General features: G+C 52.3%; 17 protein-coding genes. 14 read left to right on the top strand and 3 right to left on the bottom strand.

The window, feature by feature from the left end; genetic code table 11:
* Nucleotides 1-125: 125 nt before the first annotated feature.
* Nucleotides 126-2,549 carry a glycerol-3-phosphate 1-O-acyltransferase PlsB gene (plsB, locus tag EA14781_RS15465; RefSeq protein WP_000017355.1) on the bottom strand — a complete coding sequence of 808 codons (2,424 nt, stop codon included), beginning with the start codon at nucleotides 2,547-2,549 and terminating at the stop codon, nucleotides 126-128.
* A gap of 169 nt (nucleotides 2,550-2,718) precedes the next feature.
* On the opposite strand from plsB, the gene dgkA reads away from it, so the two are divergent.
* The 4 genes from dgkA to EA14781_RS15445 all read left to right on the top strand — a co-directional run bounded on the left by dgkA (nucleotide 2,719) and on the right by EA14781_RS15445 (nucleotide 5,530).
* Nucleotides 2,719-3,087, top strand: coding sequence for a diacylglycerol kinase (gene dgkA / locus EA14781_RS15460; RefSeq protein WP_000002912.1), 369 nt, complete (start codon nucleotides 2,719-2,721; stop codon nucleotides 3,085-3,087).
* 109 nt (nucleotides 3,088-3,196) lie between these two features.
* Nucleotides 3,197-3,805 carry a transcriptional repressor LexA gene (lexA, locus tag EA14781_RS15455; protein ID WP_000646078.1) on the top strand — a complete coding sequence of 203 codons (609 nt, stop codon included), beginning with the start codon at nucleotides 3,197-3,199 and terminating at the stop codon, nucleotides 3,803-3,805.
* A 74-nt stretch (nucleotides 3,806-3,879) separates the two neighbouring features.
* Nucleotides 3,880-5,205, top strand: coding sequence for an MATE family efflux transporter DinF (dinF, locus tag EA14781_RS15450; RefSeq protein ID WP_000874972.1), 1,326 nt, complete (start codon nucleotides 3,880-3,882; stop codon nucleotides 5,203-5,205).
* A gap of 115 nt (nucleotides 5,206-5,320) precedes the next feature.
* A complete protein-coding gene (locus EA14781_RS15445; RefSeq protein ID WP_001030604.1) occupies nucleotides 5,321-5,530 on the top strand; it encodes a CsbD family protein in 210 nt (69 codons plus the stop codon).
* A 40-nt stretch (nucleotides 5,531-5,570) separates the two neighbouring features.
* On the opposite strand, the gene zur is transcribed toward EA14781_RS15445, so the two are convergent.
* Complete coding sequence (gene zur / locus EA14781_RS15440; RefSeq protein ID WP_002460756.1) at nucleotides 5,571-6,086, bottom strand: zinc uptake transcriptional repressor Zur; 516 nt, start codon at nucleotides 6,084-6,086, stop codon at nucleotides 5,571-5,573.
* A 155-nt stretch (nucleotides 6,087-6,241) separates the two neighbouring features.
* Here zur and dusA point away from each other — a divergent pair, with 155 nt between their 5' ends.
* Together dusA and pspG are read left to right on the top strand one after the other, a co-directional pair.
* Nucleotides 6,242-7,237, top strand: coding sequence for a tRNA dihydrouridine(20/20a) synthase DusA (dusA, locus tag EA14781_RS15435; RefSeq protein ID WP_001113750.1), 996 nt, complete (start codon nucleotides 6,242-6,244; stop codon nucleotides 7,235-7,237).
* A 134-nt stretch (nucleotides 7,238-7,371) separates the two neighbouring features.
* Nucleotides 7,372-7,614, top strand: a complete 243-nt coding sequence (pspG, locus tag EA14781_RS15430) for an envelope stress response protein PspG (protein WP_000891397.1) — start codon at nucleotides 7,372-7,374, stop codon at nucleotides 7,612-7,614.
* 164 nt (nucleotides 7,615-7,778) lie between these two features.
* Here the strand turns inward: pspG and EA14781_RS15425 are convergent, their stop codons facing one another.
* Nucleotides 7,779-8,762, bottom strand: a complete 984-nt coding sequence (locus EA14781_RS15425; RefSeq protein ID WP_000235499.1) for a quinone oxidoreductase — start codon at nucleotides 8,760-8,762, stop codon at nucleotides 7,779-7,781.
* Between the two features lie 82 nt (nucleotides 8,763-8,844).
* On the opposite strand from EA14781_RS15425, the gene dnaB reads away from it, so the two are divergent.
* The 8 genes from dnaB (at nucleotide 8,845) to sucD (ending at nucleotide 20,461) form a co-directional block, all read left to right on the top strand.
* Nucleotides 8,845-10,260 carry a replicative DNA helicase gene (gene dnaB / locus EA14781_RS15420; RefSeq protein ID WP_000918357.1) on the top strand — a complete coding sequence of 472 codons (1,416 nt, stop codon included), beginning with the start codon at nucleotides 8,845-8,847 and terminating at the stop codon, nucleotides 10,258-10,260.
* A 52-nt stretch (nucleotides 10,261-10,312) separates the two neighbouring features.
* Nucleotides 10,313-11,392 (top strand): alanine racemase, encoded by a 1,080-nt coding sequence (gene alr / locus EA14781_RS15415; RefSeq protein ID WP_001147294.1) that lies wholly within the window; start codon nucleotides 10,313-10,315, stop codon nucleotides 11,390-11,392.
* A gap of 253 nt (nucleotides 11,393-11,645) precedes the next feature.
* Nucleotides 11,646-12,839, top strand: coding sequence for an aromatic amino acid transaminase (gene tyrB, locus EA14781_RS15410; RefSeq protein WP_000486930.1), 1,194 nt, complete (start codon nucleotides 11,646-11,648; stop codon nucleotides 12,837-12,839).
* Nucleotides 12,840-13,023: 184 nt separating this feature from the next.
* Nucleotides 13,024-15,768 (top strand): 2-oxoglutarate dehydrogenase E1 component, encoded by a 2,745-nt coding sequence (locus EA14781_RS15405; RefSeq protein ID WP_002460748.1) that lies wholly within the window; start codon nucleotides 13,024-13,026, stop codon nucleotides 15,766-15,768.
* Nucleotides 15,769-15,800: 32 nt separating this feature from the next.
* The gene (odhB, locus tag EA14781_RS15400) at nucleotides 15,801-16,955 is read left to right on the top strand and encodes a 2-oxoglutarate dehydrogenase complex dihydrolipoyllysine-residue succinyltransferase (protein WP_000570219.1); all 1,155 of its coding nucleotides are present in this window, start codon (nucleotides 15,801-15,803) and stop codon (nucleotides 16,953-16,955) included.
* 11 nt (nucleotides 16,956-16,966) lie between these two features.
* On the top strand, nucleotides 16,967-18,385 hold the full coding sequence (lpdA, locus tag EA14781_RS15395; RefSeq protein ID WP_000103925.1) for a dihydrolipoyl dehydrogenase: 1,419 nt from the start codon (nucleotides 16,967-16,969) through the stop codon (nucleotides 18,383-18,385).
* 21 nt (nucleotides 18,386-18,406) lie between these two features.
* Nucleotides 18,407-19,576, top strand: coding sequence for an ADP-forming succinate--CoA ligase subunit beta (sucC, locus tag EA14781_RS15390; protein ID WP_001048569.1), 1,170 nt, complete (start codon nucleotides 18,407-18,409; stop codon nucleotides 19,574-19,576).
* 12 nt (nucleotides 19,577-19,588) lie between these two features.
* Entirely contained in the window at nucleotides 19,589-20,461 is an 873-nt protein-coding gene (sucD, locus tag EA14781_RS15385) for a succinate--CoA ligase subunit alpha (RefSeq protein WP_000114649.1), read from the top strand.
* The last annotated feature ends 44 nt before the right edge of the window (nucleotides 20,462-20,505 follow it).

The raw sequence follows: 20,505 nt of genomic DNA, 5'->3' as shown, positions 1-20,505 counted from the left end.
GTCAGGGGAAAAATTGCCTGATGCGCTTCGCTTATCAGGCCTACCCGGTGAGTCACAATTTATTGGATTTTCAGGTCATAGTCGGCCGGATAAGGCGTTTCGCCGCATCCGGCAATTCTCACCGATTACGCCTCGCCCTGCGTCGCACTCTCAATCGTCAAACGCACATCGGACGTTATCAATTCCGCCAGCAACTGATACACCTTCATCGTCTCTGCCGGTTCGGCGTCACCGCTGTCGCTGATATATCCTTCATCGCGCAGCGTCAGCACCAGAGTACTGAACACGGCTTTGTCGAAGAATTCCGGCGCGTTGATGCCGTGCAGCACGGAGAGACGTTGCGCTACGGTACGGCTTTCTTTCTCCAGCGTGCTGCGGTTGATCGACGGGTTAGCGCTCAGCAGCCAGAAGGTAATTGCATAGCGTTGTAACGTTTCGCGCGCGCCGGCGGCCAGCAACTGAAGCGTGCGGGAATGCGCTGGATTGATATGCAACTCATCATTTTGCAGAGTAATCAACTCCTGACGCTGCATTTCATTCGCCAACGCATCAATAACGCCCGGCAACTCGTCGCGATCCCAGCGCAGGAACAACTCTGCTTTCAGCATTGGATACAGCACATTGACATGCTTCATCAACTCTTCGCGAGAGATTTGGCGATGTTGAGTCACAATCGCCGCCATCAGCGAAGGCAGAACCAACATATGTGCAATGTTGTTGCGATAGTAGGTCATCAACACCGCTTGTTCACGCGGCAGGATGATAATGTCGCCGATGGTATCTTTCTCAACTTCAAACTTGTTCATCTGCAGCGCGTGATCAATAAGTTCACTGGCGCTGGCTGAAGGCACCGTTGAGTCCGGGGAGTAAGGTACGTTGCGCATTAAATCGAGGTAGCAGTTGAGTTGCTCAGTCAACTGTTCGCGAGTGAGTGAACGCTGGCGTGATGCCAGCAACGCAGTACAGCACAGGTTCATGGCGTTCGCCGCACCTGCGTTGTTAATACGTACCATCAGATCGGCAGCAATGTTATTGACCGTCGGCGTTAGCCAGGCCGGGCGCACGGCTTCAATGGGATCAATCGATTCACGCCAGTCTGGCACGTGCTGGTTGAGATAGGTCATCAACGGCATCGGCTCACCGAAATTGACGTATCCTTGACCGAGATTACGCAGCTTGCTTAAGCCGCGCAGCATCTGCGCTAGACTTTCTTTTTCTTTCGTCGCGCCGCGCAGTTCTTTAGCGTAAGTACCCACTTCCATTACGTGCTCATAACCGATGTAGATCGGGATTAACGTAATCGGACGTGTACCGCCACGCAACATCGCCTGAATGGTCATCGACAGCGTACCGGTTTTCGGATCCAACAAACGCCCCGTACGGGAACGACCGCCTTCCACAAAATATTCCACGGAATAACCACGGCTAAACAGTTCGCCGAGATACTCACGGAAAACAGTGGAATAGAGTTTATTGCCTTTAAAAGTACGGCGAATAAAGAACGCGCCCAGACGGCGGAAAATCGGCCCGGCAGGCCAGAAGTTCAGGTTGATCCCGGCAGCGATATGCGGCGGCACCAGCCCCTGGTGATACAACACATAAGAAAGCAGCAGATAGTCCATATGGCTACGGTGACATGGCACATACACCAGCTCATGACCGTCGTGGGCCAACTGGCGAACGCGTTCGGCGTTGTGGACGTTGATGCCCTGATAAAGCCGGTTCCAAGTGAAGCCCAGAATACGGTCGGTCAGACGGATCATCTCGTAAGAGAAGTTCGCTGCAATCTCTTCCATCAGCGCAATCGCGTTCTGCTGCGCTTTTTCATGAGAGATTTTTTTGCTACGCGCTTCATCTTCTACCGCTTTAGCAATCGCGCGAGAGGAGAGCAGTTTATTAAACAGATCCTGACGGGCGGGTAAGCGCGGGCCCACGGCAGCCAGACGCTGGCGGGCAAAGTGCATACGCGCCACGCGCGCCAGTTTTTGAGCGATGGTTTTATCCGTGCCGTGTTCATCAGCCATGCGGCGCAGTGAAACCGATGGCGAGAAGCGCACAAAGCTGTCGCGCCCCAGCCACAGTACGGCGAAAAACTTCTGCACGCCGTTGAGCATACGCAACGGCGGATTTACTTCACCTTTTTCGCGCCCCGGCGCGCGACCAAACATCACCGATACCGGCACCATTTGCACGTCCAGATTCGGATTGCTGCGGTGCAGATCGAGATAATCGTGGAACAGCTTAATGGACTCTTCTTTCGGCGTGTAATAAGTGAAAACACGCGGCCCGCCGTGAATAAACACGTAGCGCGGCAGCAGCGTACCGTCTATTTCCAGCGGCTCTAATGGGTCAGGCAGGTCGTGCGCCAGACACTGGGCGCGCAACGTCAGCAAATCCGCTTTTGAGTTGTACGGTAAAACGTACATAATTGGACGAGAGGTATCCAGTCCAAGTTCCGGGGCAGGATCCGCCGGAATAGACTTGCTTTTTACCAGGATGCTTAATGGTAAATTCAGTAATTTGTAGTAAATTCGTGGCCAGCCGGACATAAACGATGTAAAGCCTCTGGTTAATAATGCAAATGCGCGGCAAGGATAGCAGAAAGTCATGGGAAATTCTGTGGTATCTGCCCATGTTTCGCGCGGCGTTACGCTAACCCGAATCATCGGATTTAACGGTACACTGTATTGACGCTCATAATGTAAAAAGGTTCTTTTGATGGCCAATAATACCACTGGACTCACCCGAATTATCAAAGCTGCTGGCTATTCTTGGAAAGGCTTGCGCGCAGCATGGATTAACGAAGCGGCCTTCCGTCAGGAGGGCGTTGCGGTATTGTTGGCGGTGATCATCGCCTGCTGGCTGGACGTGGACGCGATTACCCGCGTGCTGCTTATTAGCTCCGTCATGCTGGTGATGATTGTAGAAATCCTTAATAGCGCCATCGAAGCGGTGGTTGACCGTATTGGTTCCGAATACCATGAACTTTCTGGACGGGCGAAAGATATGGGGTCCGCCGCAGTGCTGATCGCAATTATCGTCGCAGTGGCAACCTGGGTCATTCTGTTATGGTCACATTTTGGATAACCCTTCCAGAATTCGATAAATCTCTGGTTTATTGTGCAGTTTATGGTTCCAAAATCACCTTTTGCTGTATATACTCACAGCATAACTGTATATACACCCAGGGGGCGGAATGAAAGCGTTAACGGCCAGGCAGCAAGAGGTGTTTGATCTCATTCGTGATCACATCAGCCAGACAGGTATGCCGCCGACGCGTGCGGAAATCGCGCAGCGTTTGGGGTTCCGTTCCCCAAACGCGGCTGAAGAACATCTGAAGGCGCTGGCGCGCAAAGGTGTTATTGAAATTGTTTCCGGCGCATCGCGCGGGATTCGTCTGTTGCAGGAAGAGGAAGAAGGGTTGCCGCTGGTCGGTCGTGTGGCAGCCGGTGAGCCGCTTCTGGCGCAGCAGCATATTGAAGGTCATTATCAGGTCGATCCATCCCTGTTTAAGCCAAATGCTGATTTCCTGCTACGCGTGAGTGGGATGTCGATGAAAGATATCGGCATTATGGATGGCGATTTGCTGGCGGTGCATAAAACCCAGGATGTGCGTAATGGGCAGGTCGTTGTTGCACGCATCGATGACGAAGTTACCGTTAAGCGTTTGAAAAAACAGGGTAATAAAGTCGAGTTGTTGCCTGAAAACAGTGAGTTTAAACCCATTGTTGTCGATCTGCGTCAGCAGAGCTTCACCATTGAAGGGCTGGCTGTTGGAGTTATTCGCAACGGCGACTGGCTGTAATCATATCTCTCTGATACCGCGATGCGTCTGGCGTCGCGGTTTGTTTTTCAACTCCGTTCATCAGGCTTGTCGGCATGGCATTCCTCACTTCATCTGATAAAGCACTCTGGCATCTCGCCTTACCCATGATTTTCTCCAATATCACCGTTCCTTTGTTAGGGCTGGTTGATACGGCAGTTATTGGTCATCTTGATAGCCCGGTGTACCTGGGCGGCGTGGCGGTTGGCGCAACGGCGACCAGCTTTCTCTTTATGCTGTTGCTGTTTTTGCGCATGAGCACTACCGGACTTACTGCGCAGGCGTATGGCGCCAAAAACCCCCTGGCATTAGCGCGTGCGCTGATGCAGCCGCTATTGCTGGCATTAGGGGCTGGGGCATTAATTATTCTACTGCGCACACCGATTATCGATCTGGCGCTGCATATTGTCGGCGGCAGTGAAGCGGTGCTGGAACAGGCGCGTCGTTTCCTTGAAATTCGCTGGCTAAGTGCGCCGGCGTCGCTGGCAAATCTGGTGTTACTCGGCTGGCTGCTTGGCGTGCAATATGCCCGTGCGCCCGTTGTCCTGTTAGTCGTTGGCAACATTCTTAACATTGCTCTGGATGTCTGGCTGGTGATGGGGCTGCATATGAATGTCCAGGGAGCCGCGTTAGCGACGGTTCTTGCTGAATACGCGACGTTGCTGATCGGTTTGCTCATGGTGCGTAAAATCCTTCATTTACGGGGGATCTCCGTCGAAATGCTGAAAAACGCCTGGCGAGGAAACTTTCGCCGTTTGCTGGCGCTTAACCGTGACATTATGTTGCGCTCGTTGTTGCTGCAACTCTGTTTTGGTGCAATCACGGTGCTTGGCGCGCGACAGGGGAGCGATATTATCGCCGTCAACGCTGTCCTGATGACGCTGCTCACTTTTACCGCGTACGCGCTGGATGGTTTCGCTTATGCCGTTGAAGCGTATTCTGGTCAGGCATACGGCGCGCGTGATGGCAGTCAGCTATTGGATATCTGGCGGGCAGCGTGTCGTCAGGCGGGGATCGTAGCGTTGCTGTTTTCCGTGGTTTATTGGCTGTCTGGTGAACACATTATCGCGTTATTGACCTCGTTAACTCAGATCCAACAACTGGCCGATCGCTACCTTATCTGGCAGGTGATTTTGCCGCTGGTGGGCGTCTGGTGTTATCTGCTGGACGGCATGTTCATTGGCGCAACGCGCGCCGCCGAAATGCGTAATAGTATGGCGGTGGCAGCAGCCGGTTTTGCGTTCACGCTACTCACATTGCCATGGCTGGGCAATCATGGGTTATGGTTGGCATTAACTGTCTTTCTGGCGTTGCGTGGGCTTTCTCTGGCGGTTATCTGGCGGCGTCACTGGCGCAACGGCACTTGGTTTTCCGCAACGTAATGGTTAAAAATTCCGAATAAATAACCCGGAGCCAGATGCCTGACTACACTTAGTCCCACGTTTAGCAGAAAAGTGAACGTACTCTTATTCACCACCTAACGATGAGGACTTGAATATGAACAAAGACGAAGTCGGTGGTAACTGGAAACAGTTCAAAGGTAAAGTGAAAGAGCAATGGGGCAAGCTGACCGACGATGATATGACGGTCATTGAAGGTAAACGTGATCAGCTAGTGGGGAAAATCCAGGAGCGTTACGGTTATCAGAAAGAGCAGGCAGAAAAAGAGGTTGATCGCTGGGAAAAACGCAATGATTACCGCTGGTAATTAATCCCTCCTGCCTGACGTGTACAAGGACGTACATCGCTTAGCGTGATTTCTTTTTCATCGGAATAGAGTGGTCATGATGGCACTGTTCAGGATGACGACACGCTTCCACTTCCACACATGCCGCACAGAGTCCATGAGCTTCAATCACATTATGCCGCAGGGCAAACCCCATTTTTGCCGCCAGAGTATGCATGATGTCTTCAACACCTTCCGCACACTCTTCTTTTACCGCGCCGCAACGATCGCAAATAAACATTGCGGAAGTATGGGTTGGCTGATCGAACAGATGACAGAGCACGTAGCTGTTAGTGGACTCAACTTTATGCACAAAACCCTGCTCAAGCAGAAAATCGAGCGCGCGATAAACTGTTGGCGGCTTGGCTTGCGGTTCGGCTTCACGCAGTAAATCAAGGAGATCGTAGGCGCTGATAGCCCCTTCCTGCAGACTCATCAGACGCAACACTTCGAGACGTTGTGGAGTCAGGCGCACATTACGCTGCGCACAGAGTTTTTCAGCCTGTGCTAATAACTCCTGCGTTGTGGTCTTTTCCATTGGACACCTCGACAGTAGGGTTAAGAATGTCCTTACTTTACCATAGTTCTCACTTAAACGCCGAGAGCTGGGAGGCATGACCGTCACATTGCCTGATCGCATATTCGTTATGCTATAGTAGCGCCCCCAATTTACCAGATGCTTAAAAAGTCGCCATGCCAGAAGAATCACAAACTGTTTATCCCGCTTACCGTTTCTCGATTGCTCCGATGTTAGACTGGACGGACAGACACTGCCGTTACTTCCTGCGTCTGCTTTCCCGCAATACGTTGCTTTATACCGAAATGGTAACCACAGGCGCGATTATTCACGGCAAAGGTGATTACCTGGCATACAGCGAAGAAGAACATCCAGTCGCGTTGCAGCTAGGCGGTAGCGATCCCGCGGCGCTGGCGCAGTGTGCGAAGCTGGCAGAAGCACGTGGATACGATGAGATCAACCTGAACGTGGGGTGCCCTTCTGACCGGGTACAGAACGGCATGTTTGGCGCGTGCCTGATGGGCAATGCGCAACTGGTTGCCGACTGCGTGAAAGCGATGCGCGATGTGGTGTCGATTCCGGTGACAGTGAAGACGCGTATTGGCATTGACGATCAGGACAGCTATGAATTTCTTTGTGATTTCATCAACACCGTTTCCGGTAAGGGCGAGTGTGAGATGTTTATCATTCACGCGCGTAAAGCCTGGCTTTCTGGTTTAAGTCCGAAAGAAAACCGCGAAATCCCGCCGCTCGATTACCCGCGTGTCTATCAACTGAAGCGTGATTTTCCGCATCTGACCATGGCGATTAACGGCGGCATTAAGTCTCTGGAAGAGGCCAAAGCGCATCTGCAATATATGGATGGCGTGATGGTCGGGCGCGAGGCGTATCAAAATCCAGGTATTCTGGCGGCGGTGGATCGTGAGATTTTTGGTTCCTCGGATACCGATGCCGATCCGGTGGCAGTGGTACGGGCCATGTATCCGTACATTGAACGTGAGCTTAGCCAGGGGACGTATCTGGGCCATATTACCCGCCATATGCTGGGGCTGTTCCAGGGGATCCCTGGCGCGCGCCAGTGGCGGCGTTATTTAAGTGAAAATGCTCATAAAGCCGGAGCTGACATTAATGTGCTGGAACATGCGCTCAGACTCGTAGCTGATAAGCGTTAATTTTTCACCACAAAGTAGTTAAATTCACCACGCCCCGCGCATTGTCGCGGGGCGTTTTGCTGATAAATCAGCAAATTATCTTTTGGCATGATTCTTGTAATACCAGTAGCAGATTTCATTTTGGGGAGAGCATCATGCTGGAACTACTTTTTGTAATTGGCTTTTTTGTCATGCTGATGGTCACCGGCGTCTCGCTGTTGGGTATTATCGCCGCGCTGGTCATCGCGACGGCAATTATGTTCCTCGGCGGCATGCTGGCGTTGATGATTAAGTTGCTGCCATGGCTGTTATTGGCGATTGCGGTAGTGTGGGTGATTAAGGCGATTAAAGCGCCAAAAGTGCCGAAATATCAGCGTTATGACCGCTGGCGCTACTAAGGGATTGTGCGGATGATCACAACCTAAGGTTTTATCCTTAGAACAAAATAGGAATTGATAATCAAATCTGTCACTATTGCACGTCAAACAAATTCATCGTGCTGTACCCTACATACAGCCGAACTATAAAAGAAAGGGCTTCCCGGGTGGAAGCCCGATTTCTTTTAGGGAATCAATAAGCTGGAACCCTGCGTCGCCCGGCTTTCCAGAATCTCATGCGCACGTCGCGCATCCTTCAGCGGATATTTCTGTTGCTCCGCGACATCCACCTTAATGACGCCGCTGGCAATCAATGAAAACAGTTCATTACTGGCTTCAGTTAACTCCTCCCGCGTGGTGATGTAGCCTTGCAGGGAAGGACGTGTCACATACAGCGAGCCTTTTTGATTAAGAATGCCTAAGTTCACACCCGTCACTGCGCCTGATGAGTTACCAAAACTGACCATTAAACCGCGACGTTGCAGGCAATCCAGTGACCATTCCCAGGTGTCTCTGCCTACGGAATCGTACACCACGCGCACTTTTTTGCCGCCGGTGATCTCTTTTAACCGCTCGACCAGATTTTCTTCTCGATAGTTAATCACCTGCCACGCTCCTGCTTTTAACGCACTTTGCGCTTTTTGCGCCGTTCCCACGGTGCCGATAAGTTTTGCGCCCAGGGCTTTCGCCCACTGACAAGCAATTAAGCCAACGCCGCCAGCGGCTGCATGGAACAGGAATTGTTCGTCAGGTTTGATTTCATACGTTTTGCGCAGTAGATAATAAACCGTTAAACCTTTCAGGAATGATGCGGCGGCTTGTTCAAAAGAAATTGCTGCTGGCAGAATCGCGGCTTTATCGGCATTAACGTTATGTACAGAGCTGTATGCGCCCAGTGCTGACTGAGCATAAACCACGCGATCGCCGGCTTTAATATGTTTCACGCTACTGCCGACTTTTGTCACTACGCCAGCCGCTTCCGTGCCTAATCCACAGGGCAGCGATGGTGGGGGATAAAGACCGCTACGGATATATGTGTCGATAAAATTGATGCCAATGGCTTTATTTTCGACCTGGATTTCATTCTCTGCCGGATCGGCAGGAGTAAACTCCACGGCCTGAAGTACTTCCGGGCCACCGTGCTTGTGAAATTCAATTCGTGTTGCCATGTGTCCTCCAGAACGTATCGTCAGGGTCTGCTTCATATGGTAAAGTTTCGACCCATTCTTTATCTCGGTAACTCCATTCACTATGGCAGGAAATAAACCCTTCAACAAACAGCAGGCTGAACCCCGTGAACGCGATCCACAAGTTGCCGGGATAAAAGTGCCTCCGCATTCGATCGAAGCGGAGCAGTCGGTGTTGGGCGGTTTAATGCTGGATAATGAACGCTGGGACGATGTTGCTGAACGTGTGGTAGCAGACGATTTCTATACCCGTCCTCACCGCCATATCTTTACCGAAATGGCGCGTTTGCAGGAAAGCGGTAGCCCCATTGACCTGATTACTCTGGCTGAGTCGTTGGAGCGTCAGGGGCAGCTTGATAGCGTCGGCGGTTTTGCTTATCTGGCAGAACTGTCAAAAAATACGCCAAGTGCGGCGAACATCAGTGCATATGCCGACATCGTACGTGAACGTGCTGTTGTTCGTGAGATGATTTCTGTTGCTAACGAAATTGCCGAAGCCGGTTTTGATCCACAAGGGCGTACCAGTGAAGATTTGCTCGATCTTGCTGAATCCCGCGTCTTTAAAATAGCCGAAAGTCGTGCGAACAAAGACGAAGGGCCGAAGAATATCGCCGATGTGCTCGACGCCACCGTGGCGCGTATTGAGCAACTGTTCCAGCAGCCGCACGATGGTGTAACTGGGGTAAACACTGGCTATGACGATCTCAACAAAAAAACCGCGGGCTTGCAGCCGTCGGACTTGATTATCGTCGCGGCGCGTCCGTCGATGGGGAAAACGACATTTGCGATGAACCTCGTCGAAAACGCGGCGATGTTGCAGGATAAACCGGTACTTATCTTCTCGCTGGAGATGCCATCGGAACAAATTATGATGCGTTCTCTGGCGTCGCTGTCGCGCGTTGACCAGACCAAAATCCGTACCGGACAACTGGATGATGAAGACTGGGCGCGTATTTCCGGCACCATGGGCATTTTGCTCGAAAAACGTAATATCTATATTGATGACTCCTCCGGTCTGACGCCAACGGAAGTGCGTTCCCGCGCGCGCCGTATCGCTCGTGAACATGGCGGCATCGGACTTATCATGATCGATTACCTGCAACTGATGCGTGTGCCGGCGCTTTCAGATAACCGTACACTGGAAATTGCCGAGATCTCTCGCTCGTTAAAAGCGCTGGCGAAAGAATTGAACGTGCCGGTGGTGGCGCTGTCCCAGTTGAACCGTTCTCTGGAACAACGTGCCGACAAACGTCCGGTCAACTCCGACCTGCGTGAATCCGGCTCCATCGAGCAGGATGCGGACTTGATCATGTTTATCTATCGTGATGAGGTGTATCACGAAAACAGTGATTTAAAAGGCATCGCGGAAATTATTATCGGTAAACAACGTAACGGCCCTATCGGGACGGTACGTCTGACCTTTAACGGTCAATGGTCGCGCTTCGACAACTACGCGGGGCCGCAGTACGACGACGAATAATAATTATTTTATGAATTAGGCAATCAAAGCAAACACTTATCAAGGAACACAAATGCAAGCGGCAACTGTTGTGATTAACCGCCGCGCTCTGCGACACAACCTGCAACGTCTTCGTGAACTGGCTCCTGCCAGTAAACTGGTTGCGGTGGTGAAAGCGAACGCTTACGGCCACGGTCTTCTTGAGACCGCGCGAACGCTCCCCGATGCTGACGCCTTCGGCGTTGCCCGTCTCGAAGAAGCCTTACGACTTCGGGCGGGAGGGATCACCAAACCTGTGCTGCTACTCGAAGGTTTTTTTGACGCCAGAGACTTGCCGACCATTTCCGCGCAGCATTTTCATACTGCCGTACATAACGAAGAACAACTTGCGGCTCTGGAAGAGGCTGACCTGGATGAACCGGTTACCGTCTGGATGAAACTCGATACCGGTATGCACCGTCTGGGCGTCAGGCCAGAACAAGCCGGGGCGTTTTATCATCGTCTGACCCAATGTAAAAACGTGCGTCAGCCGGTAAATATCGTCAGCCACTTTGCCCGCGCTGATGAGCCCACATGCGGTGCAACCGAGAAACAGCTCGATATCTTTAACACTTTTTGCGAAGGCAAGCCGGGCCAGCGCTCGATTGCTGCGTCTGGTGGCATTCTGCTGTGGCCACAGTCGCATTTTGACTGGGTGCGTCCTGGCATCATTCTTTACGGCGTGTCGCCACTGGAAGATCGCTCTACCGGTGCCGATTTCGGTTGCCAGCCAGTGATGTCGCTGACCTCCAGCCTGATTGCCGTGCGTGAGCATAAAGCCGGAGAGCCTGTCGGTTATGGCGGCACCTGGGTCAGCGAGCGCGATACCCGTCTTGGTGTGGTGGCGATGGGCTATGGCGATGGTTATCCGCGCGCCGCGCCGTCCGGTACGCCAGTGCTGGTCAATGGCCGCGAAGTGCCCATTGTAGGGCGTGTGGCGATGGATATGATCTGCGTAGATTTAGGTCCACAGTCGCAGGATAAAGCCGGAGACCCGGTCATTTTATGGGGCGAAGGTTTGCCCGTAGAACGTATCGCTGAAATGACAAAAGTGAGTGCTTACGAACTTATAACCCGCCTGACGTCAAGGGTGGCGATGAAATACGTCGATTGATCGTCCTGTAACACCTGATTGCCTGTGCCGGATACGGCGTGAACGCTTTATCCGGCCTGTAAAATCATGCAAATTCAACATACTGCTATTCTCTCCTCGGACTGGTAAGCGTAGCGCGCCAGGCAATTTTACCTTGCTGCTTAGTCTCATAACGTTGCTAATTGCCGTCCGTCGCTGAACATCCTCTCGATCTTCGCCTTTTTCCGGTTTATTGTGTTTTAACCACCTGCCTGTAAACCTGGAGAACCATCGCGTGTTTCAAAAAGTTGACGCCTATGCTGGCGACCCGATTCTTTCGCTTATGGAGCGTTTTAAAGAAGACCCTCGCAGCGACAAAGTGAATTTGAGCATCGGCCTGTACTACAACGAAGACGGGGTTATTCCGCAACTAAAAGCCGTCGCAGAAGCGGAAGCGCGTCTGAATGCGCAACCTCATGGCGCTTCGCTTTACTTGCCAATGGAAGGGCTTAACAGCTATCGCTATGCCATTGCGCCGCTGCTGTTTGGTACAGACCATCCAGTGCTGCAACAACAGCGCGTGGCAACTATTCAAACGCTTGGCGGTTCTGGTGCATTGAAAGTGGGCGCTGACTTTCTGAAACGCTATTTCCCGGAGTCTGGCGTCTGGGTCAGTGATCCGACCTGGGAAAACCACGTGGCAATATTCGCTGGAGCAGGATTCGAAGTAAGCACTTACCCCTGGTATGATGAAGCGACCAACGGCGTGCGTTTTAATGACCTCCTGGCGACGCTGAAAACATTGCCTGCCCGCAGTATTGTGCTGCTGCATCCGTGCTGCCATAACCCAACTGGTGCGGATCTTTCTCACGAACAGTGGGATGCCGTCATTGAAATTCTTAAAGCGTGCGATCTGATCCCGTTCCTCGACATCGCCTATCAGGGATTTGGTGCGGGGATGGAGGATGACGCTTATGCCATTCGCGCCATTGCCAGCGCCGGATTACCTGCCCTGGTCAGTAATTCGTTCTCGAAAATTTTCTCCCTGTACGGCGAGCGCGTTGGTGGTCTTTCGGTGATTTGTGAAGATGCTGAAACGGCAGGTCGTGTATTGGGGCAACTGAAAGCGACGGTGCGCCGTATTTATTCCAGCCCACCGAATTTTGGTGCGCAGGTGGTGGCTACGGTATTGAACGATGAAGCGCTAAAAGCCCGTTGGCTGGCAGAAGTGGAGGAAATGCGCACCCGTATTCTGGCAATGCGTCAGGAACTGGTGAACGTACTGGCAGCGACCATTCCGGGGCGCAATTTCGATTATCTGTTGCAGCAACGTGGTATGTTCAGTTACACCGGACTGAGTGCGGCACAGGTCGATCGCCTGCGTGATGAGTTTGGCGTCTACCTGATAGCCAGCGGACGCATGTGCGTTGCAGGACTCAATTCTGCAAATGTACAACGTGTGGCAAAGGCGTTTGCAGCAGTGATGTAATTTTAATCAACAGGCGGAGCGCTCTTCCGCCTGTTCCTGACTCCAGCCACTACCTCCTGTCCTGTCCCTTTTTTCGCCCACTTTTATATGTTCTGTTTTATATAACTTTTTGAAAAGTAATGTTTTTCACTATTGGTATGGATTGTGCAATAGCGCAGCCGTCTATGACCATCAGGAGAAAAACATGGAGAACATGACCTCGCCCGGCACGCTGCTTAGCGGAGATAACGCGACCTGGCTTGAAGATAACTACCAGACCTGGTTGCGTACGCCAGACCAACTCACGGAAGACTGGCGGCGTTTTTTTCTTTCACCTGAACTGACCGCTCAAAGTGCATCTGGTGATAGCAACGTTAGCAGCGCGACGTTAAAAAAACAGGCTGCGGTAATGCAACTGATCAATGCCTGGCGCACTCAGGGGCATCTGCGCGCAAAGCTTGATCCACTTGGCCTGAATACTCCCGCCGACGTTCCCTCTCTCCAGCCAGGCTTTTGGGGATTAAGCGAAGAAGACCTGTTGCAGGAATTTAGCGTCACCTTCGGCTCACACACTACGCAAATGCCGCTTAAGCAGTTGATTAACTTACTGGAGCAAGCCTGGGCCGGTAGCCAGGCTTATGAAATTGCTCATCTGGAAAACCGTGAAGAAATCAACTGGTTGTTATCACGGATTGAAAGCAGCAATGCACCACAAGCTGATGCTCAAACCTGCATTGCCCGTTTTGAAAAACTGATGGCGGCAGAGACGCTGGAGCGTTATCTGCATACCCGTTATGTCGGGCAGAAACGGTTTTCTCTGGAAGGAGGCGAAAGCGCGATCCCGGCGCTCGATACGCTGACAAAATGCCTGCGTGCGCAAGGCGTCGAGGAAGTGGTCATCGGTATGGCACATCGAGGAAGACTCAATGTGCTGGTGAATTTACTGAATAAAGACCCGGCACAACTGTTTGCCGAGTTTGAAGGTAAACAGACTATCGGTAATGGTTCTGGCGATGTGAAATATCACATGGGGTATTCCAGTAATCTGGAAACACCAGCCGGTTCGCTGCATGTGGCACTGGCGTATAACCCCTCACATCTGGAGATCGTGAATCCGGTGGTGCTGGGCCAGGTGCGAGCCAGGCAGGAACGCCGTGGTGAGGATGGTCAGGCAAAAGTGGTGGGCGTACTTATTCATGGGGATTCCGCGTTGGGCGGCCTCGGCGTCAACCAAACCACGTTTAACTTATCGCAGACTCAGGGCTACGGTACGGGTGGCACGCTGCATCTGGTGATTAACAACCAGATTGGTTTTACCACTTCCCGCTTGCAGGATATGCGGTCATCACGCTACTGCACGGATATTGCCAAAATGGTGGCGGCTCCGGTTATCCATGTTAATGGTGATGATGTCGATGCAGTTTGCCAGGCAATAGAGTTGGCGTGCGACTGGCGAAATACCTTCCGGCGCGACATCATTATCGATATTTGCTGTTTCCGTAAGCACGGGCACAACGAAAGCGATGAGCCGCGCCTGACTCAGCCACAAATGTATCAGGCCGTGGATGCTCACCCCGGTACGCGCACGCGCTACGGTGAATGTCTCGCTCGTCGCGGTCTGTTAAGTCAGACGCAGCAAGATGAGATGATTAGCCGCTATCGCGGCTGGCTGGATAGTTGCCAGAAACGCGACCCGCAGCCTCTCAAACCTGCGATTCATCCCTTTAGCGCTAACTGGAACGGGCTGACAAACCCTCGCTGGAGCTCTCCGGTATCTACGGTATTACCTCGCCAAACGCTGGAAGCGTATGGCGAAATCATCTCTACGCTGCCACCCGATGTGGTCGCGCATCCCACCATTAAACGGCAACTGGCATTACGTCAGGAAATGGCCGCAGGAACTCAGCCTGTAGACTGGGGAATGGCGGAAATGCTGGCTTACGCTTCGCTGGTGGATGCGGGTTTCGGTGTGCGTCTCTCTGGTGAGGATTCCGGGCGCGGTACATTCAGCCATCGCCATGCTGTGGTGCATCATCAAACCGAGGCCCGTCGCTATCTTCCTTTGCAACATATTCGCTCCGGTCAGGCATCTTTCGATGTTTATGATTCGGTGCTTAACGAAGAAGCTCTGCTGGCGTTTGAATATGGTTATTCAACGTCTGCGCCGCAGCAACTGGTTATCTGGGAAGCGCAGTTTGGTGACTTTGCTAACGGCGCTCAGGTTGCCATCGATCAATTTATCTGTTCTGGCGAAACCAAGTGGGATCGCTATAGCGGTTTAACCATTCTTCTGCCGCATGGCTATGACGGGCAAGGGCCGGAGCACTCTTCCGCACGTCCTGAACGCTGGTTGCAACTGTGCGCTGAAAACAATATGCAAGTGGTGATGCCCAGTGAGTCGGCACAAATGTTCCATTTGTTGCGCGGTCAGGTGTTGCGTCCGATGCGCAAACCGTTAGTGGTGGTGATGAGTAAGCGGTTACTTCGCTTCAAAGGTGCGATGAGTGAGCTTTCCGCTTTCACTGATGGTGCGTTTAAACCAGTTATTACCGAGCCACAGCCGCAAAATGCCAGCCAGATTAAGCGCGTTATTTTGTGCAGTGGCCAGGTCTATTACGACGTGCTGGACGCCCGTAAACAACGTGGGCTGGATGACGATGTGGCGATTGTCCGCGTGGAACAACTCTACCCGTTTCCAGCGGCAGAGCTTAATGATGTGCTGGCAAACTGGCCAGAATGCAACGAGTGGATCTGGTTGCAGGAAGAACCGGAAAACCAGGGGGCGTGGCGGCAGATTCGCCATGAGCTGGCGGCACTGAAAATCAACCATCCTTACTGGCATTACGCAGGTCGCCCGGCGGCGGCAGCTCCGGCGACGGGTTATGGTCGCGTGCATAAACAACAAATCGATGAATTCCTTGCTGCTGCATTTGCAGATATCCAGCTATGAAAGGCACACAAAAATAACAAGGAGAACATTTTATGATCGAAATTACTGTCCCTGTATTACCCGAGTCTGTCACGGAAGGCACGCTGAGTGCGTGGTGTAAACAAGAAGGCGAGCACGTAAAACGTGATGAAGTGATTGCCGAGCTGGAAACCGATAAAGTGATTCTGGAAATCCCGGCTCCACAGGACGGCGTATTAAGCAATATTATCGTCAGTGAAGGTAGCACGGTCACGTCTGCACAACTGTTGGCGCATCTTAAGCCGCAGGCTGCAAAAGAAGAAACGGTTATACACGCAGTGGAAACTCCGGTGATGCCTGCTGCACGGCTGGAGGCGCAGCGTAGTGGTGTCGAATTGTCTGATGTTGCCGGGAGTGGGAGAAATGGACGCATTCTGAAAGAGGATGTGCTGCGTTTTACACCTGCGCCTGTTCTGCAAACCGGGGCTGTTGCTGAAATTCCGCCAGCCAGACCGCTGACGCCCGGTGCACGTCTGGAGCGCCGCGAACCGATGTCACGTCTGCGTCAGCGCATTGCGGAACGTCTGCTGGCCTCTCAACAAAACAACGCCATTCTTACCACGTTTAACGAAGTGAACATGCAAAGCGTAATGGATTTACGCGCTCGCTGGAAAGACCGCTTTGTAGAAAAACACGGTGTGAAACTGGGCTTTATGTCCTTCTTTGTGAAAGCGGTAACCCGTGCGCTGGAACGTTTTCCGGTGGTTAATGCCAGCGTCGATGGCAACGATATTATCTGGCGTGATTATTGCGATATCGGCATTGCGGTTAGCAGCAACCGGGGGCTGGTGGTGCCCGTGTTACGCAATGCGCAATCACTCTCTTTAGTGGAAATTGAACGGCAAATTGCCGAATACGCCACACTGGCGCGCAGTGGCAAGTTGCCACTGGAAGCATTACAGGGCGGCACGTTCTCTATCACCAACGGCGGTACTTTTGGCTCGATGATGTCGACGCCAATTATTAACCCGCCGCAGTCGGCCATTCTTGGAATGCATGCCATCACACCGCGTCCGGTCGCAGAAAATGGTCAGGTTGTTATTCGACCAATGATGTACCTTGCTCTCAGCTATGACCATCGCATTATCGATGGTCAGGAAGCCGTGCAGACGCTGGTGGCAATACGCGAGCTACTGGAGTCACCGGAACAACTGTTGCTGGATCTTTAAGGAGAGCGCCGATGAGTACGATTTTCGATGTGGCAGTAATGGGTGGTGGGCCAGGTGGTTATGTAGCGGCGCTGCGAGCTGCGCAGAATGGGCTTTCCGTGGTGTGTATCGATGATGGTGTTAATGCCCGGGGCGAGCCATCGCCGGGCGGTACGTGCCTCAATGTCGGCTGTATCCCGTCGAAATCACTGCTGCAATCTTCTGAGTTGTACGCGCAAATCCAGCATGAGGCGAGCATTCATGGGGTTAACGTTGAAGGTGTAACTTTCAATGCCGCCGCCATGATTCAGCGTAAAGACGCTATTGTTGGTCGTCTGACGATGGGGATTGGCCTGCTATTTAAGAAAAATAACGTGAAGCACCTTTGCGGCCTTGCAACGTTGGAACGCGCCCAGGATGAGATTTGGCAATTACGTGTAAACGATCAACAAATCCTCGCTCGTAATGTCGTGATTGCAACGGGTTCTCAGCCGCGTCAGATGTCTGGCATTGTCATTGATAATCTGCAGATCCTCGATAACCGTGGGGCGCTGGCGTTAACCGAAGTTCCGCCGCGTCTCGGTGTGATTGGCGCTGGAGTCATCGGTCTGGAATTAGGTTCGGTGTGGAATCGGGTCGGCTCAGACGTCACGTTACTGGAGATGGCGCCAACGTTCTTGCCTGCACTGGAAGCTCGTTTGTCCAATGAAGTCCGTAAAGCAATGATTGCCAGTGGGATGAAAATACAACTGGCAGTTGAGATTGAGGCTATTGAACAACGGAATGACGGTGTCCATGTGCGCTGGCGGCAGGGAGAGAATCAAGAAGAAAGCCGTTTCGATAAATTAATTATCGCGATTGGGCGCGTACCACGTCTTTCAGGCGTTGATCTCGTGCAGCTCGGTCTGGAAGCCGACAACCGTGGCGGTATTGCCGTCGATAACTTATGCCGTACCGGAAAAGCAGGGTTGTGGGCGATTGGCGATGTTGTGCGGGGGCCGATGCTGGCGCATAAAGCGATGGCCGAAGGTGTGGTAGTTGCTGATCAAATTGCCGGACTGACGGTAGAGCCAGTGAATTTCGCGCTGATCCCTTCGGTAATTTACACGCAACCGGAAGTCGCGTGGGTAGGAGAAAATGAGGCCTCGCTGAAAGCCTCTGGCAGAGCTTTTAACAAAGGGAACTCGCTGTTTGCAGGTAATGGTCGCGCCTTGGCATTAGGTCAGGAAGGTGGGCGTTGCACGTTATACAGCGATAAACACACCGACCGAGTACTTGGTGGCGCGATAGTTGGCCCACAGGCATCGGAACTGATTAATGAAATTGCGCTGGCGATGAATTTTAGCGCCTCTGGCGAGGATATTGCCTGTGCGATCCATGCCCACCCGACATTAAGCGAAGTCATCCACGAAGCGGCAATAGCATTGAATAACAAAGCATTACACGGATAACACACACCACTGAGGGAATATATGAATTTACATGAGTATCAGGCCAAAGCACTACTGGCTGGCATGGGGATGCCGTGCCCAAAAGAGATTGCCATTCAACAGATTTCGCAATTAACAGAGGCCTGGCAACATATTGCCTGCCCCAGCAAGGGCGCGGTACTGAAAGCGCAGGTTCATGCTGGTGGGCGCGGTAAAGCTGGCGGCGTAAAAGTGCTTAAACAACTGCCGGAAGCGCAGGCTTTTGCACAGCACATGCTGGGGTCGCAACTGGTGACTTATCAGACCGGGCCAGAAGGACAATATGTCAGCAGTATTTTGCTGTGCGAAAACATTTATCCGGTACGCCAGGAACTCTATTTTGGCATGGTGGTGGATCGTGAAAGCCAGCGCGTCACGTTTATTGTCAGCCCGGAAGGTGGCGTGGAGATTGAAAAAGTCGCCCATGAGACACCGGAGAAAATCAGCAGCGTCAGCATTGATCCACTGACAGGCGTGCAGCCTTGCCATATCCGCGAAATGTTTGCCGTTCTGCAACTGGAACACGGGCTATTTGCCGCCTTTAGTCGTCTGGTTAATCAGGCGTGGAAAGCCTTTAACGAACTGGATTTTGCCCTGCTGGAAATTAATCCGCTGGTGTTGCGGGAAACAGGTGAATTTATGTGCGCAGACGCGAAAGTATCGCTGGATGATAACGCGCTGTATCGCCACCCGGAACTCCAGGCGCTACGCGATGAAACTCAGGAAGATCCGCGCGAAAGCCAGGCGGCAAAGCTTGATCTTAACTATGTCTCACTGGACGGTAACATTGGCTGTATGGTCAACGGGGCCGGACTGGCGATGGCGACGATGGACATCATCAAACTGTACGGTGAACAACCGGCAAACTTCCTGGATGTTGGCGGTGGCGCAACCCAGGAGCGCGTCAGTGAAGCCTTTCGGCTGATTGTTTCCGACAGCAAAGTGAAAGCCATTCTGGTTAATATTTTTGGTGGGATTGTCCGTTGTGACATGATCGCCAGAGCCATTATTCATGCTCTGAATGAGGCCAGCATCACCCTGCCTGTCGTGGTGCGTCTCTCCGGTAATAATGCTGCCGAAGGGCAGCGGTTACTGGCAGAAAGTGGTCTGGCGGTAGAAGCCGTCGATTCTCTGGATGATGCCGCGAAACGCATCATTGCGTTACTGAATTAACAGGAGGTTAAGATGAGCGTTTTGATCAACAAACACACGCGGGTACTGGTGCAGGGCATTACCGGGAAAAACGGCACATTTCATACAGAGCAGGCTATTGCGTATGGCACGCAGATTGTGGGTGGAGTGACGCCAGGTAAGGGCGGGCAACGGCATCTGGATCGCCCGGTTTTTGATTCAATGAAAGAAGCGATGCGACAAACAGAGGCCGATGCCAGCGTGATTTATGTGCCTGCGCCGTTTGTGCTGGATTCTGTCGTTGAGGCTGTTGAGTCTGGCGTCAAATTGATTGTGGTGATTACCGAAGGTGTGCCGACACTGGATATGGTGAAAGTGCGTCGGCTGCTTGACTGCCACCCGGATGTGCGGCTGATTGGACCAAACTGCCCAGGAATCATTACGCCTGGCGAGTGCAAAATCGGCATTATGCCCGGTGAAATCCACCGCCCAGGGCGTATTGGGATTGTTTCCCGCTCCGGTACATTAACCTACGAAGCTGTAGCGCAAACTACCGCGCTGGGGCTTGGGCAATCCACCTGTATTGGTATTGGCGGCGATCCGGTTCCAGGCACAAACTTTATTGATGCGCTGCGGTTATTCGAAAATGATCCGCAAACAGACGCGGTAATTATGATTGGTGAAATTGGCGGAAATGCAGAAGAACGCGCTGCAGAATTTATTCACCATGAAATGACTAAACCCGTCGTAGGTTATATTGCCGGTGTTACTGCACCAAAAGGAAAACGTATGGGGCACGCCGGAGCCATTATTTCTGGCGGTAGCGGCAGTGCGGAGGAGAAATTCCGGGCGTTCGATAAAGCAGGCATGGCATGGACACGAAATCCAGCATTACTTGGCGATACATTATGGAATGTTATTAAATAATCCATAAATGAATATCAAGGGAGCATATCGCTCCCTTTTTTTGT

This window comes from Escherichia albertii NBRC 107761 = DSM 17582, from assembly GCF_000759775.1.
GTDB lineage: Bacteria > Pseudomonadota > Gammaproteobacteria > Enterobacterales > Enterobacteriaceae > Escherichia > Escherichia albertii.
Note: the sequence above shows the minus strand (reverse complement) of the source record. Positions and strands in the feature narration are given on the sequence as shown.

What these genes read in the sequence shown, in the direction of transcription:
- plsB (WP_000017355.1), bottom strand. Translation starts at nt 2,549, where the DNA reads ATGTCCGGCTGGCCACGAATTTACTACAAATTACTGAATTTACCATTA.
- dgkA (WP_000002912.1), top strand. Translation starts at nt 2,719, where the DNA reads ATGGCCAATAATACCACTGGACTCACCCGAATTATCAAAGCTGCTGGC.
- lexA (WP_000646078.1), top strand. Translation starts at nt 3,197, where the DNA reads ATGAAAGCGTTAACGGCCAGGCAGCAAGAGGTGTTTGATCTCATTCGT.
- dinF (WP_000874972.1), top strand. Translation starts at nt 3,880, where the DNA reads ATGGCATTCCTCACTTCATCTGATAAAGCACTCTGGCATCTCGCCTTA.
- EA14781_RS15445 (WP_001030604.1), top strand. Translation starts at nt 5,321, where the DNA reads ATGAACAAAGACGAAGTCGGTGGTAACTGGAAACAGTTCAAAGGTAAA.
- zur (WP_002460756.1), bottom strand. Translation starts at nt 6,086, where the DNA reads ATGGAAAAGACCACAACGCAGGAGTTATTAGCACAGGCTGAAAAACTC.
- dusA (WP_001113750.1), top strand. Translation starts at nt 6,242, where the DNA reads ATGCCAGAAGAATCACAAACTGTTTATCCCGCTTACCGTTTCTCGATT.
- pspG (WP_000891397.1), top strand. Translation starts at nt 7,372, where the DNA reads ATGCTGGAACTACTTTTTGTAATTGGCTTTTTTGTCATGCTGATGGTC.
- EA14781_RS15425 (WP_000235499.1), bottom strand. Translation starts at nt 8,762, where the DNA reads ATGGCAACACGAATTGAATTTCACAAGCACGGTGGCCCGGAAGTACTT.
- dnaB (WP_000918357.1), top strand. Translation starts at nt 8,845, where the DNA reads ATGGCAGGAAATAAACCCTTCAACAAACAGCAGGCTGAACCCCGTGAA.
- alr (WP_001147294.1), top strand. Translation starts at nt 10,313, where the DNA reads ATGCAAGCGGCAACTGTTGTGATTAACCGCCGCGCTCTGCGACACAAC.
- EA14781_RS15405 (WP_002460748.1), top strand. Translation starts at nt 13,024, where the DNA reads ATGGAGAACATGACCTCGCCCGGCACGCTGCTTAGCGGAGATAACGCG.
- odhB (WP_000570219.1), top strand. Translation starts at nt 15,801, where the DNA reads ATGATCGAAATTACTGTCCCTGTATTACCCGAGTCTGTCACGGAAGGC.
- lpdA (WP_000103925.1), top strand. Translation starts at nt 16,967, where the DNA reads ATGAGTACGATTTTCGATGTGGCAGTAATGGGTGGTGGGCCAGGTGGT.
- sucC (WP_001048569.1), top strand. Translation starts at nt 18,407, where the DNA reads ATGAATTTACATGAGTATCAGGCCAAAGCACTACTGGCTGGCATGGGG.
- sucD (WP_000114649.1), top strand. Translation starts at nt 19,589, where the DNA reads ATGAGCGTTTTGATCAACAAACACACGCGGGTACTGGTGCAGGGCATT.